This window comes from Microbacterium sp. (assembly GCF_052102115.1).
In the GTDB taxonomy this organism is placed as follows: Bacteria; Actinomycetota; Actinomycetes; order Actinomycetales; family Microbacteriaceae; genus Microbacterium.
In genome coordinates, this window is sequence record NZ_JBQDVP010000002.1 from 32,084 (window position 1) to 45,182 (window position 13,099).

A 13,099-nucleotide genomic window follows, 5' to 3' on the forward strand; every position below is an offset into this window, starting at 1 on the left:
ACCGATGGCCAGCCTGATCACACAGGTGAAGAGCAAGCTCTTCATCCACTCGTCGCAGAAGTCGATGCATGCGCTCGACGGCGCTTACGCGTCTCTGCTGCACGGGCGCAGCCTCGACTTCGAAGACCTGCGCCACTACGAGTACGGCGATCAGGTGCGCGACATCGACTGGCGCGCCACGGCACGGATGGGCGAGCCGCTGGTCAAACGGCACCGCGCCAACCGGATGCACACGGTGCTGTTCGTCGTCGACACCGGTCTCTCGATGACCGCGCTCTCGCACGACGAGAAGCCGAAGAAGGATCTCGCCCTGCTCGCCACCGGCGCCCTCGGGGTGCTCGCTCTGCGGCACGGTGACGACTTCAGCGTCGTGCACGGCGATGCCGACCGCATCCGCCGCCGCGCGCCCGGCCGCAGCGAGGGGGCCCTCGAGCACGCCCTGCGCACGATCGACCACGCAATCGCGACGGCGAGCGCGCCGAGCGACCGCGACGCACTGCTCTCGTTCGTCGCGCGCACGATCGCCCGCCGCTGCATCGTCGTCATCGTCACCGACGAGGCCCCCGTCACCGACGAGACGGAGCGGATGCTGCGCCGCCTGCGCGTGCAGCATGATGTGCTGTGGATCAGCATCCGCGACGCCGACCCGGTGCTCGCGCACGCGACGCACGCGGCTCGCGCTGATGTGAGCACCCGCTGGTCCATTCCCGATTTCGTGCACGGCGATGCGGAGGTGCTCGGCGAGATCGTCGCGCAGTCGCAGGCGGATGCCGCACGGCGCGACGACCTGCTCGACCGGCTCGAGATCAGCAGGGCTGCCCTCGACACCCAGGATGACGCGGTGGGCGACCTGCTGCGCATGCTGAACCGGAGGGCGCATGTCGGCAACTGACGAGCTGTACCCTCCGGCGCAGTACGGCTGGGGATGGATCGTGCTGGCGCTGGGCGTCATCGCACTGCTGATCCTCGCGCTGTGGCTGGTGTTCTTCCTCACCCGCCCGAAGCGCAGCATCGCCCTGCACGGAGCGGCGCAGGTCACACCGCCGACGGGTGATGTGCTCTCTTTGCTGCGAACGGAATACAGCGATGAGATCGGGCGGATCGAAGCCGCATATCGGGCGGGCACCCTGACCGCACGCGCCGCGAACCTCGAACTCAGCCGCGTGGTGCGCACGTTCGTCAACGAGTACAGCGGCCTCGAAGCGCCGGTGCTCGCTCTCGACGACCTCGTACGCCTCGGCGTGCAGCCCGAGCTGATCGATGCGATCAGCCGGCACTACTACCCGAGCGTCTTCCGCCGCGGCCCCGCCCTCGACCCGCACGCCGGCGCCGACGCCGCCCGCGCCGTGGTGAAGTCATGGCACTAGAGAACTGGTGGGTCATCCTCGTCGCCGTCGCGGTCGTCATCGTCGCGATCGCGATCGGACTGCTGATCGGTCTGCGCAGGAGCGCCCGGCACCGGCAGCAGCCGAGCGCGCCGATCGCCCGCGCCGAGCGGTTGCGCGCGCTGCCGTCGTTCCGTCGTGCCGTGCGGCGACGCACCACGGCGCTGGTCGGGGTGATCGCGCTCGGCATGATCGCGGCGGTCATCGGTGGGGTGGTCGCCGCCCGCCCCATGTCGTCGGAGACGATCCAGCCGGTCAACACCAGTCGCGACATCATGCTGTGCCTCGACGTCTCGGGGTCCATGAGCGACGTCGATGTCGAGGTGCTCACGGTGTTCGAAGAGCTGCTGGACGGCTTCGAGGGCGAGCGCATCGGGCTGACGATCTTCAACAGCTCGCCGGTGCAGGTGTTCCCGCTGACCGATGACTACGAGTTCATCCGCACGCACCTGGAGAGCATCCGGTCGAGCTTCGACTACATGGAAGAGGTCCCCGAGCACTGGATCGGCACCCTCAACGGTCCCGGCGCCTCGCTCATCGGCGACGGTCTGGCCTCGTGCGCGATGCGCTTCGACAATCTCGACGATGACCGCAGCCGGTCGCTCATCCTCGCCACCGACAATGAGCTCGCCGGGGCATCCATCGTCTCGCTCGAAGAGGCGGCGAACTACGCGGCATCCGCCGGCGTACGCGTCTTCGCCCTCAACCCCGTGCAGGGGGTGAACACCGAGATGAGCGACGAGCTCGTCGCCGCCGCGCAAGCGACCGGCGGCGAGGCGTACGGGCTGCGCGACACGACCACCGTCGCCGACATCATCACCGATGTGCAGGAACAGGATGCCACCGAGCTGCGCGGCCAGGCGCAGGTGGTGTGGACAGACGACCCGAACCTGTGGATCGCAGTGCTGTTCGTGCTCGGCCTCGGCTTCGTCGTGCTGTTGTGGAGGGTGCGCCTGTGATCTTCCAACCCGTGCTCAACGTCTTCCTGCTGATCCTGCTGTTCGCGCCCGTCGCCGCGCTGGCGGTGTGGATGCTGGTGCGCGGGCAGCGCGCGCTGTGGTCGATGCGCCTGGTGATGCTGCTGGCGATCTTCGTGATGCTGCTGCGCCCCGGCATCCCGGGCGGCGCCACCCAGACCCTCGCGACCGACACCGATATCGTCATCGTGCTCGACACGACGGCGAGCATGGTGGCCGAAGACTGGGACGGCGATCTGCCGCGCCTCGACGGCGTCCGCGCCGACGTGCAGTCGATCGTCGACGAGTACCCGGGAGCGCGCTTCGCGCTGATCACCTTCGCCGCAGCGGCGGAGCAGCGTCTGCCGCTCACGACCGACACCACCGCGCTGATGTCGTCGCTCGAAATCCTGCGCCCCGAGGTCACGTCGCAGTCGCGCGGCAGTTCGATCGGCATCGCGAACACGATGCTGCAGGAGACCCTCGCCGGTGCCGCCGAGTCGGCACCCGACCGTTCGCGCATGGTGTTCTACCTCGGCGACGGCGAGCAGACCGTCACGACAGAACCGGAATCGTTCTCGGCGAGCGCCGAGTTCGTCGACGGCGGCGGCGTGCTCGGCTACGGCACGAGCGCGGGTGGGCCGATGAAGATCACTTCGGGCAACTTCGACGGCGACGAGGGCGGGTACATCGAGTATCAGGGCGAGCCGGCGATGTCGGTGATCGACGACACCAATCTGCAGGCCATCGCCGGTGAGCTGGACGTGCCGTTCCAGCTTCGGGATGCTGAGGCCGCACTCGACCTGCCAGAGGCCCCCGCCACGACTACGAACTACGCCGAGTCCGGCGAGGTCGGCAACGTGACCGAGCTGTACTGGGTGTTCGCGCTGCTCATCGTGCTGCTGCTCGGCGTCGAACTGGCCCGGGCCACCATGCTCGTCGCGCAGCTGCGCGGGCTGGCCACCCCGCGCGAAGGCTCTCCTCACGGGTCGTTGAGCGAGGGCAGGCTTCGACTCCCTTCGGTCGCTCAACCCGTTTCGTCTTCGCGGCCTCCGGCCGCTCCGCTCAACGACCCACCACGGCATGGAGGCGATGCATGACAACGCCCACGCACGCGGATGCCGCGGCCGCTCTGCTCGCGGCGAATCGGCGGCGCCGCAGCATCCGCCGCTGGATCGTGATCGGGACCCTGCCGATCACAATTGCCGCCCTGCTGTTCGCCGGCAAGCTGCTGAGCATGTACGGCTTCGCGCACCAGGCGATCTCGACCTATGTCGTCGGCGACTACTCCGGTTCGGCGTCGGCGGCGCAGGGGCAGGGGGCGTTGAACTGGTTCGAGCCGTTCAAAGCGCCGTACAACCTCGGCACCGCTCTGGCCGGCGCCGAGGAACTCGACGGTGCACGCGCCGAGCTCGAAGAGGCGCTGCCTCTGGCATCCGGTCTCGAGGTGTGCGCGGTGCGGGTCAATCTCGCGCTCGTCATCGAACGGCAGGGCGATGCCGCCCGTGCAGAAGGTGACGGCGAGGCGGCCGCTCAGTTGTACGGCGAGGGGCTGCAGGTCACCGCTGAGACGCCCGAGGAGTGCAACAGCGACGAGGCCGACTCGCAGTCTCCCGACCCCGAGCGCGACATGAGCGACACCCTCGACGACCTGCAGGACAGACTGCAGGAGAAGCAGCAGCAGAACGAGCAACAGCCGCAGGATCCCGGTGACGGCGAGGAGCAGGAGCTGCCGCAACAACCCGGCGAGGACCAGCTCGATGACCTGCAGCAGAAGCTCGAAGAGGGCGCCGAGGAGCGTCAGCAGAACGACGAGGGCGAAGACGCCCCGGGCGGCGGGACGGACAAGCCATGGTAGATCCGAAGCGCGCGCGCTACATCGCCGGAGTCGAGGGCGCACCGCCGGTGCCGCCTCCCGGCGGATACCACGGCGCCCGCCGAGTCGAGGGCGCCCCGACGCCGTCATCGCCGATCGTCAGCAGCGCCGAGGCGCCGGCGGAGAAACAGCCCGCGAATGCGATCGGCTGGATCGCGTTGGTGACGGCGATCCTGTTCGCGCTCGTGCTGTTGGGCACACTGCTGGCCGGCCTCACCGATCTGCTCTATGGCGTGACGATGCTGACACTGCAGCTGGTCGTCGTCGGTGTCGTCGTCGCAGCGCTGTTCTCGTCGCGCGGGCGGGTGCTGGGAGCATCCGCTCTGGTCATCACCCTGATGCTCAACGTCGCGACCGTCGGCGCGATGAGCGCCCTGCAGACGTCGGCATCCGGCAGCTACGACGGTCAGAAGACCGACGAGCAGAGGCACGAAGAGGCGTATCCGGGCATCAAGGATCTCTCTGCCGGCGAGGTCCTCAGGCAGCCGTCGCTCGAAGAGGTGCGAGCGCAGAGCGACGCCGCGCTGGCCGAGATCAGGAACCGGCTCAGCGAGCGGTTCGGGTACACCTGGACCGAGGCCGGAGCGGAAGACCTGCGCCCCGAACGCAACGGCTACGGCGGCGAATCCATGCTCGTGCAGTACATCTCGGTGCCGTGGATGACGAACGAACCGATCCAGGACCACGACCGCAAACTCGCCGTCATGGGCGTCATCGAAGACGTGCTCATCGAGTACGGCATGTACGGGATGTACTCGTTCAACGATCCGTCATCGACCCTCGACGACACGATCCTCGAGAAGTTCTACGGCTCCACCGATCCGCTGTCGCAGCACACCTGGGAGTGGTACTCCGACAACTACCCTGATCCGCTGCGTTTCTATGCGATGATCTACGACCTCTCGAACGATCCGGACGGCGAACTGCGCGCCGAGCGCGAGGCCGAAACGGCCACGACGGGCGAGCCGCTGGAGGGGCTGCAGATCTACTTCCTCGCACCCGAGCTGCTCAGCGAGGACGACCGCGCCGAGTTCGAGGAGCGGATGCAGGAGTACCCGGGACTCTGAGCTCGTCTGCCATCACGATGGTATTCTGATGGCATGAAGGCGACCATGGACAAGGCAGGGCGTATCGTCATCCCCGCCGCGCTGCGCGAGCGCCTGGGGATGGTGCCCGGGCCGGTCGATCTGGTCATGGACGGCACGGGCATCCGCATCGAAGTCGAAACGCACGACAACGTCGTCGAGAAGGACGGCAGGCTCGTGATCACCGGCGGCCCCGTTCTCACCCCCGAAGACATCCGCGAGTTGCGTCTTGCCGACCAGCGCTGACCTCCTGCTCGACACGAGCGCTGCGCTGGCGCTGATCCGCGACGCGGACCCTGCGCACGAAGCCGTGAGCGAAGCGGTGACCGACTCGGTACTCGGCTTAGCCGGACACGCGCTGTTCGAGACGTTCTCGGTACTGACGCGACTCCCCGGTTCGGCCCGGCTGCGCCCCGATCGCGTCGCCGAGATCATGGATCGGGCGTTCCCCGCATCCGTCTCCCTTCCTGCGTCAGCGGCCTTGCAGTCGACGCAGACATTCGTGCGTGCGGGGATCGCGGGCGGCGCGGTGTACGACGGTCTCGTCGGTCTCGCCGCGAAGGCTGCGGGGGTCACACTGCTCTCGTGCGACCGACGCGCAGAGCCGACGTACGCGAAACTCGGCGTCACTGTCCGCCTGATGTGACCGCTCAGGCCGCGACTGGGCGTCGGGCACCATCGAGTCGACGAGCATGACCAGCAGCGCCCCGGTGGCGAAGCCGCTGGCACCGGCGAACTCCGGGCCGACGGCATCCACTCGCCCTCGGGAGGAGAACGCCGGGATAGGAGGAGGATTCTGTGAGATCCTTCCTCCCATCCGCGAGAAGTCCTCGGGTCCGAGCGAGCGGCGGCATCCGCGATCAGGACCAGAACACCCGGCCGATAGACTGGATCGCATGTCCAAGGTCCTTCAGTCACTCCCCGTCGGCGAGCGTGTCGGCATCGCCTTCTCCGGAGGACTCGACACCTCCGTCGCCGTCGCCTGGATGCGCGAGAAGGGTGCAGTGCCCTGCACCTACACCGGTGATCTCGGCCAGCCCGATGAGGACGACATCGAGTCCATCCCTGACCGGGCCCTTGAGTACGGTGCTGAGATCGCCCGCATCGTCGATGCGAAGACCGCGCTGGTCGAAGAGGGCTTCGTCGCCCTGCAGTGCGGCGCATTCCACATCCGCTCGGGCGGCAAGACGTACTTCAACACGACCCCTCTCGGCCGCGCCGTCACCGGCACCATGCTCGTGCGCGCCATGAAAGAGGACGGCGTCGACATCTGGGGCGACGGCTCCACCTACAAGGGCAATGACATCGAGCGGTTCTACCGCTACGGCCTGCTCGCGAACCCGCGCCTGCGCATCTATAAGCCCTGGCTCGACGCCGACTTCGTCACCGAGCTCGGCGGCCGCCAGGAGATGAGCGAATGGCTCGTCGAGCACGGCTTCCCCTACCGCGACGCCGCCGAGAAGGCCTACTCGACCGACGCCAACATCTGGGGCGCTACCCACGAGGCGAAGACCCTCGAGCACCTGAACGTGTCACTCGAGACCGTCGACCCGATCATGGGCGTGAAGTTCTGGGATCCGTCCGTCGCGATCGAGACCGAAGACGTCACCGTGACGTTCGAGGCCGGTCGACCCGTCGCCATCAACGGCGTCGAGTACTCCGACCCGGTCGCCCTCGTGAACGAAGCGAACACGATCGGCGGACGCCACGGCCTCGGCATGAGCGACCAGATCGAGAACCGCATCATCGAGGCGAAGTCGCGCGGCATCTACGAGGCTCCAGCCATGGCGCTGCTGTTCATCGCGTACGAGCGCCTTGTCAACGGCATCCTGAACGAGGACACCCTCGCGACCTACCACGAGCAGGGCCGGCGCTTGGGCCGCCTCATGTACGAGGGCCGCTGGCTCGAGCCGCAGTCGCTCATGCTGCGCGAGTCGATCCAGCGCTGGGTCGGGCTCACGATCTCGGGCACGGTCACGATCCGCCTGCGCCGCGGCGACGACTGGACGATCCTCGACACCACCAGCCCGAACCTCTCCTACGGTCCGGAGAAGCTGTCGATGGAGCGCGTCGGCGACGCCGCCTTCGGACCGATCGACCGCATCGGCCAGCTCACCATGCGCAACCTCGACATCGCCGATTCGCGCACCCGGCTCGAGCAGTACGCCGGCCTCGGCCTCGTCGGCGGAGCCACGGGCGAGCTCGTCGGGCGCGTGACAGCCGGTGAGGCCTCGGAGATCACCGCATCGGATGCTGGTGACGACGCTCTCGCGGGCGCTGTGGACTCCGCATCCGAGCGCGCGGCGTTCGACTCCGGCACCGACTGACACTCGATCTCATCGAGGGTGGCCCCTCGCTTTTCGCGGCCGTGTTACTAGACTGTGACCATGAGTCCCGTGAAGTCCTACGATCCGGGGCGCATACGGGGGGCAGTAGCTGCGATCGAAGAAGCGAATCGCGGCATCGCTGACGCCTTGGATGTGCTCGACACCAAAGTAACCACTCTGCGTGCTGCGTGGACTGGAGAAGCTTCCGATGCATACGACGCCGCGCAGGTCGAATGGACCGCGCGACTCACCGAGATGAATAAGATTCTCGCCCAGGCTGCAGCGGCCAGCGCGAGAAGCGCAGACCGCTACGCGCGTGGCCGGAACAAGCTCAAGGAACGGTGGGCATGAACGGCGACCCGACGCCGAACCTCCTCGAACGAATGCAGTTGCTGCAAGAGCAGGGCGCCTCGATTCAGGACACGCTCCGTCAGAGTCAGAAGGACGTGGAGAGCAAGCTCGCGGAGTACATTCCGCCCGACACCGTGAACGTGGACATCACCCTCAGTGACTCCGGCTTTCCTGTCGGCCTCACGGTGACCGGACCGTCGGAGAACCGAACGGGCGCTGCGTTCACGGCATCCATCAGCTCCGCTTTCCAGCTCACTCTCGCAACGGGACCGACCCCGCCGATCGAAGTGTCAACCGCGATCATCGACGCGGTCTCCTCGGGTGAGGAGCCACCGTCCGTGACCATCTCCGATGACCTGGGTCAGTTCTCGGTCACGGCGTCTCTCGGGAACATCCGCAGCGTCGAGACGACAGACCCGTGGGTGCAATCATCCACCGATGAGCTGATCGCCGAAGAAATACTCCGCGTCGCCCAACAAGCCGCGAAGGCATCGGATGCCTTCCATCGATTCGAATAGAGGGAATCTTGGCCGAGTACGACGAGGAAGCCCTCCGCGAGGATGCCAACGGATCCTGGCAGGTGTGGAGCCTTCAGATGCAGAAGTGGAAAGAGTCGGTGGAGAGTGTCGATATCGACCGCCAGGCGTTCGCGCTGGTGCCCGGTTCGAGCAAGCTGTTCGCCGCCTTCAACACAACGATGAGTTCGGTGGCCACCTATCTGCACGATGGCGAAGAGGTCTTCGAAGGTATCGCTCGCGCACTGCTCGACTCCGCCATCGAGTATATGGAGATGGAAGGCTACGCGGAAGAAGAGATCGCACGAGTCGAGGGAGAGATGGCTGCACTATGAGCTACGTTGACGTGCTGCGGGAGCAGATCACCAACCATCTCGACGACGCCGAGCGACGCGTGAATGACGCGATTCGAGATGCGCCGGGTCTGATTCACACCGCCGTCGAGGCGGCAGCGAACCATTATCTCGGAATAGGCGCCGTCCTCGTCCCAGACCCGGTGATCGACTGGGTCGCGCAACAGATCACCGACGCGGCACTCGTGGCGCTCAATGACTGCCTCGCCCGCGTCCGCGTCCTCCGCGAGGCAGCCGCGTACCTGGGCAGCCCAGACGAGTTGCGCGCGGTCGCCGAGAAGCTCGGGGATATCGGCGGCGCAACCGCCCGGATGGATATCAACAAGGACCAGCTCGACGGCCTGATGTCTTGGGACGATGGCGAGCCCTCGAGACGGTACGAGGTCGCGACAGAGAACCAGATCGATGACCTCGCTCGCATCGAGCCGGTGATGAGTTCGATCAAGGGCGTCCTGCGCACTCATGCGGACGACATCGAGAACTACTACCTCGAACTCCTCGCCCTGGTCGTCGGGGCAGTTGCGGCCATCCTGGGTGTGGTCGCCGCCATCCTCAGTCTCGTCGTCGGCGCGGCCACATTCGAGACAGGAGTCGGCCCTGTGATCGGCATCATCGCCGCAGCCCTGTCGCTCGTGACGGCACTGATCGGCGTCGTCGTCTCGGGGATCGCCGCCGTCCAGCTCTTCGTCCGCTCAACGCAGGGGGTGTCGAACAAGCTCGACGCGATCCAGATCGACATGGTCGATTGGAGGAAGCCGTCTTTTGCGCAGATCCAGTAGAGGATCGATCCTCGCGGCATCCGGCATGGTCTCGCTGTTGTCACTCCTGCTCACCGGCTGCATCGGCGGCCCGCAGCGGCCCGACCCCACTGAGGTGGTGACCGAGTATCTGACCGCTATCGCCACCGGCGATGCGTCGACGGCCACGGCACTCGACGCGGCTGCCGTGGAAGAGCAGCACGGCGGATCGACCGCCGAGGAGGTCGGCGACTTCGACACTCTGCGCACCGATGCCGTATTGCAGGGCGCGGAAGCTCTCATCACAGACGTCACGGTGGAGCCCCGCGCCGCGGAGGTGGACGGCGACGCCGACGTGCGACGGGTGCGTTTCACCTACGAGCTCGATGGGCAGGAACAGGACGCATCGCTGCAGGTTCGGTGGGACGAGTCGGAGTCCGCGTGGGTTCTCACACAGTCGTTGACGTTATCCATGTCGGTCGACGCAGTACAGAGCAAGGTCTCGCTGGAGCCTGCTCCGTTCCGCCTCGGCGGTGTCGATGAGGTGTTCGCGGCTGATCCCGAGAGCGCTCCGATGCTGTATCTCGTCTACCCCGGGGTGTATCACGTCACTGCGGACATCCCCAGAGAACTCCTCGCCCGCGGCGCGGAGTCCGCGCAGACGGTCGTTGCCGAGATGCCCGGAGATGCCTTCGTGCAGTTCGACGTCGTGGAACTCCCGTCGCACTGAACTGACACCCGGGAGGTTGTCCACCGGCCTCCGCGAAAGAAAGCCGTAGTCGGATAAGCTTTCAGAGCGCGTACCCGAGACGCGCTCTGGGGAACGGTGAGACCGAGTCCCTGTGTCGACCCTGAAAGCTGTGCCATGACGAACGAATCCGTTGATCCTGCTCCCCGACGTCTCGGCGCCAAGATCGGGCGGATCGCTTTTCTCGTCGTCGCGGGAATCATGGTGGTCGCCGTCGCCGTGGCGTTCTTCGTCGTGTGGACGATCCAGCGCTCCTTCCCGCAGACCTCCGGCGAGCTCGAGGTCGACGGGCTGCAATCGCAGGTGACGGTGCAGCGCGACGCGCTGGGCGTGCCGACCATCACGGCAGACTCCTCAGAGGATCTGTTCTACGCGCAGGGCTACGTCCACGCGCAGGATCGCTTCTTCGAGATGGACTTTCGCCGCCACGTCACCAGCGGCCGGGTCGCGGAGATGTTCGGCGAATCCCAAGCGGCGACGGATATGTTCCTGCGCACGCTCGGATGGCATGAGGTCGCCGAGCAGGAGGTCGAGGCGCTCGATGAGGCGACCAGGTCGTACTACGAGTCCTATGCCGACGGCGTGAACGCCTACCTCGCTGAGAACGACGGCGACCAGGTCTCGTTGGAGTATGCCGTTCTCGGAATACAGAACCCCGACTACGAGATCGAGCCCTGGGAACCGGTGGATTCGGTCGCCTGGCTGAAGGCCATGGCCTGGGATCTGCGCAGCAACCTGGAGGACGAGACCGAGCGCGCGATGCTCGTCGCCGACACCGGCGATGAAGCCGCTCCGGACGACAGCCTCACGATGCTCGAGAAGCTCTACCCCGCCTACCCATTCGATGAGAATCCCGTGATCGTGCCGCAGATCTCCACCGTTCCCGAAGCCAGCAGCGGCGCGGATGCCGACACCGCCTCCGCCGGCGACGGCGAGGACTCCGGCATCCAGAACGCTGTGACGACGATCGAATGGGGCGAGGCCGACAGCGTCATCGAAGCGGCGAGCATGCTCGTCGGCGATGTCGGTGAGGGCATCGGCTCGAACTCGTGGGTCGTCTCGGGCGAGCTCACCGAGTCGGGGATGCCGCTGCTCGCCAACGATCCGCACCTCGGCGCGGCGCTGCCGAGTGTCTGGTACCAGGTGCAGCTGCGCTGCTCGACGGTGGGCGAGGACTGTCCGTTCGATGTCGGCGGCTTCTCGTTCTCTGGCCTCCCGGGGGTCGTGATCGGCCACAACGAGCGGGTCGCCTGGGGCTTCACCAACCTCACCACCGATGTTGCCGACCTCTACATCGAGAAGGTCGACGGCGACGCCTACTGGCGCGACGGCGAGCTCGTGCCGCTGGAGGAGCGTCAGGAGACGATCAAGGTCGCCGGGGGCGAAGATATCGACCTGACGATCCACTCCACCGCGCACGGCCCGATCGTCTCCGGGCTCACCGATGATCTCACTGCCGTCGCCGAGGGTCAGGTGATGGCCGACGGCGACGGTCTCACGCAGGGCGAGACGGATGCTGCGGGCGCCATGTCCGGCGAGTATGCGGTGAGCCTGCGGTGGACCGCCCTGGACCCGGGCACCTCGGCAGAGGCGCTGTTCTCAATGAACACGGCGCAGGATTTCGACAGCTTCCGCCAGGCGGCATCTCTGTTCGACGTGCCGGCGCAGAACCTCGTCTATGCCGACGTCGAGGGCAACATCGGTTACCAGGCCCCTGGCCGACTGCCGATTCGCGGTGCCGGCGACGGGTGGCTGCCGCAGCCGGGCTGGGACAGCGCCTACGACTGGACCGGCTTCATCCCCTTCGAAGAGCTGCCGGTGTCGTACAATCCGGCATCGGGCTACATCGTCACCGCGAACAACGCCATCGTCACCGACGACTATTCGCACTTTCTCTCGCGGGACTGGGACTACGGCTATCGCGCCGCGCGCATCGCGCACCTCATCGAACGCCGGGCCGCCGTGGCGCCGCTGACGGCGCAGGACATGCGCGACATCCAGAACGACAACGAGATGTGGATCGGCAAGAAGCTCGCCACGGTCATGGGCGACATCGAGGTCGAGGGCAAGGGCGCCCAGGAGGCTGTCGCGCTGCTGCGCACCTGGGACGCCCAGAACAACGCCGATTCCGCAGCCGCCGCGTACGCCAACGTGCTGTGGTCGAATCTTGTGCTGAACCTGTTCGAGAACCGCGAGGAACCGCTGCCCCATGGCAGTCAGGGCCGCCTGTTCACCGTCGTCGACGCGCTGCTCGACGACCCGTCCGATCCGCTGTGGACCAACGAGCAGCTCGACGTCACCGACAGGGACGAGATGCTCAAGCTCTCGGCCGAGCAGGCGTATGACGAACTCGTCTCGCTGCAGGGCGACGTCTCCGCCCGCTGGAACTGGGGATCTCTGCACGCGATCACGCTCCGGAGCGAGACGCTCGGCTCCTCCGGCATCGCGCCGATCGAAGCGCTGTTCAACCGCGGCCCGTACCCGGTCGGCGGCGGGGCATCGGTCGTGAACGCCACCGGATGGATGCTGGGCGAGTCGTACGCGACGACCACCGTGCCGTCCATGCGCATGGTCATCGACCTGGCCGACATGGATGCCTCGTCGTGGAACAACCTGACCGGGGCGTCCGGCCACGCGTTCCACCCGCACTACGTGGATCAGACCGACAACTGGGCCGGCGGCATCCAGACGGCGTGGCCGTTCGCGCCGGATGCCGTGGACGAAGCGACCGTCGACACGCTGGTGCTGAAGCCGAAGGGCTAGGCT

15 protein-coding genes are annotated in these 13,099 nt (G+C 66.7%); all 15 read left to right on the top strand.

Annotated features, from left to right (window positions below; genetic code table 11):
* The first annotated feature begins 4 nt into the window (after positions 1-4).
* A complete protein-coding gene (locus tag ACTICP_RS00945; RefSeq protein ID WP_441888607.1) occupies positions 5-892 on the top strand; it encodes a DUF58 domain-containing protein in 888 nt (295 codons plus the stop codon).
* Entirely contained in the window at positions 879-1,367 is a 489-nt protein-coding gene (locus ACTICP_RS00950; protein WP_441888609.1) for a hypothetical protein, read from the top strand. Before ACTICP_RS00945 ends, ACTICP_RS00950 begins: the two co-directional genes overlap by 14 nt.
* Positions 1,358-2,344: a vWA domain-containing protein gene (locus tag ACTICP_RS00955; RefSeq protein WP_441888611.1), complete on the top strand. Its 987-nt coding sequence runs from the start codon at positions 1,358-1,360 to the stop codon at positions 2,342-2,344. Before ACTICP_RS00950 ends, ACTICP_RS00955 begins: the two co-directional genes overlap by 10 nt.
* On the top strand, positions 2,341-3,441 hold the full coding sequence (locus tag ACTICP_RS00960; RefSeq protein WP_441888613.1) for a vWA domain-containing protein: 1,101 nt from the start codon (positions 2,341-2,343) through the stop codon (positions 3,439-3,441). Before ACTICP_RS00955 ends, ACTICP_RS00960 begins: the two co-directional genes overlap by 4 nt.
* Entirely contained in the window at positions 3,438-4,199 is a 762-nt protein-coding gene (locus tag ACTICP_RS00965; RefSeq protein WP_441888615.1) for a hypothetical protein, read from the top strand. The genes ACTICP_RS00960 and ACTICP_RS00965 overlap by 4 nt, the downstream gene beginning before the upstream one ends.
* Positions 4,193-5,284 (top strand): hypothetical protein, encoded by a 1,092-nt coding sequence (locus tag ACTICP_RS00970; protein ID WP_441888617.1) that lies wholly within the window; start codon positions 4,193-4,195, stop codon positions 5,282-5,284. The genes ACTICP_RS00965 and ACTICP_RS00970 overlap by 7 nt, the downstream gene beginning before the upstream one ends.
* 33 nt (positions 5,285-5,317) lie before the next feature.
* A complete protein-coding gene (locus ACTICP_RS00975) occupies positions 5,318-5,548 on the top strand; it encodes an AbrB/MazE/SpoVT family DNA-binding domain-containing protein (protein ID WP_441888619.1) in 231 nt (76 codons plus the stop codon).
* The gene (locus ACTICP_RS00980; protein ID WP_441888621.1) at positions 5,532-5,948 is read left to right on the top strand and encodes a PIN domain-containing protein; all 417 of its coding nucleotides are present in this window, start codon (positions 5,532-5,534) and stop codon (positions 5,946-5,948) included. Before ACTICP_RS00975 ends, ACTICP_RS00980 begins: the two co-directional genes overlap by 17 nt.
* 250 nt (positions 5,949-6,198) lie before the next feature.
* Positions 6,199-7,629, top strand: coding sequence for an argininosuccinate synthase (argG, locus tag ACTICP_RS00985; RefSeq protein WP_441888623.1), 1,431 nt, complete (start codon positions 6,199-6,201; stop codon positions 7,627-7,629).
* A gap of 60 nt (positions 7,630-7,689) precedes the next feature.
* Positions 7,690-7,980 carry a WXG100 family type VII secretion target gene (locus tag ACTICP_RS00990; RefSeq protein ID WP_441888625.1) on the top strand — a complete coding sequence of 97 codons (291 nt, stop codon included), beginning with the start codon at positions 7,690-7,692 and terminating at the stop codon, positions 7,978-7,980.
* Complete coding sequence (locus ACTICP_RS00995; protein WP_441888627.1) at positions 7,977-8,498, top strand: hypothetical protein; 522 nt, start codon at positions 7,977-7,979, stop codon at positions 8,496-8,498. The genes ACTICP_RS00990 and ACTICP_RS00995 overlap by 4 nt, the downstream gene beginning before the upstream one ends.
* A gap of 8 nt (positions 8,499-8,506) precedes the next feature.
* Positions 8,507-8,830: a hypothetical protein gene (locus ACTICP_RS01000; protein WP_441888629.1), complete on the top strand. Its 324-nt coding sequence runs from the start codon at positions 8,507-8,509 to the stop codon at positions 8,828-8,830.
* Positions 8,827-9,627 (top strand): hypothetical protein, encoded by an 801-nt coding sequence (locus tag ACTICP_RS01005; RefSeq protein WP_441888631.1) that lies wholly within the window; start codon positions 8,827-8,829, stop codon positions 9,625-9,627. The genes ACTICP_RS01000 and ACTICP_RS01005 overlap by 4 nt, the downstream gene beginning before the upstream one ends.
* Positions 9,611-10,315 (top strand): hypothetical protein, encoded by a 705-nt coding sequence (locus tag ACTICP_RS01010; RefSeq protein ID WP_441888633.1) that lies wholly within the window; start codon positions 9,611-9,613, stop codon positions 10,313-10,315. The genes ACTICP_RS01005 and ACTICP_RS01010 overlap by 17 nt, the downstream gene beginning before the upstream one ends.
* Before the next feature lie 135 nt (positions 10,316-10,450).
* Complete coding sequence (locus ACTICP_RS01015; protein ID WP_441888635.1) at positions 10,451-13,096, top strand: penicillin acylase family protein; 2,646 nt, start codon at positions 10,451-10,453, stop codon at positions 13,094-13,096.
* The last annotated feature ends 3 nt before the right edge of the window (positions 13,097-13,099 follow it).

Bases quoted from the DNA above. Each gene is read 5' to 3' on its own strand.
- ACTICP_RS01005 (WP_441888631.1), top strand. From the start codon at position 8,827: ATGAGCTACGTTGACGTGCTGCGGGAGCAGATCACCAACCATCTCGAC.
- ACTICP_RS00975 (WP_441888619.1), top strand. From the start codon at position 5,318: ATGAAGGCGACCATGGACAAGGCAGGGCGTATCGTCATCCCCGCCGCG.
- ACTICP_RS00950 (WP_441888609.1), top strand. From the start codon at position 879: ATGTCGGCAACTGACGAGCTGTACCCTCCGGCGCAGTACGGCTGGGGA.
- ACTICP_RS00955 (WP_441888611.1), top strand. From the start codon at position 1,358: ATGGCACTAGAGAACTGGTGGGTCATCCTCGTCGCCGTCGCGGTCGTC.
- ACTICP_RS00990 (WP_441888625.1), top strand. From the start codon at position 7,690: ATGAGTCCCGTGAAGTCCTACGATCCGGGGCGCATACGGGGGGCAGTA.
- ACTICP_RS00945 (WP_441888607.1), top strand. From the start codon at position 5: ATGGCCAGCCTGATCACACAGGTGAAGAGCAAGCTCTTCATCCACTCG.
- ACTICP_RS00965 (WP_441888615.1), top strand. From the start codon at position 3,438: ATGACAACGCCCACGCACGCGGATGCCGCGGCCGCTCTGCTCGCGGCG.
- ACTICP_RS00995 (WP_441888627.1), top strand. From the start codon at position 7,977: ATGAACGGCGACCCGACGCCGAACCTCCTCGAACGAATGCAGTTGCTG.
- argG (WP_441888623.1), top strand. From the start codon at position 6,199: ATGTCCAAGGTCCTTCAGTCACTCCCCGTCGGCGAGCGTGTCGGCATC.
- ACTICP_RS01015 (WP_441888635.1), top strand. From the start codon at position 10,451: ATGACGAACGAATCCGTTGATCCTGCTCCCCGACGTCTCGGCGCCAAG.
- ACTICP_RS00970 (WP_441888617.1), top strand. From the start codon at position 4,193: ATGGTAGATCCGAAGCGCGCGCGCTACATCGCCGGAGTCGAGGGCGCA.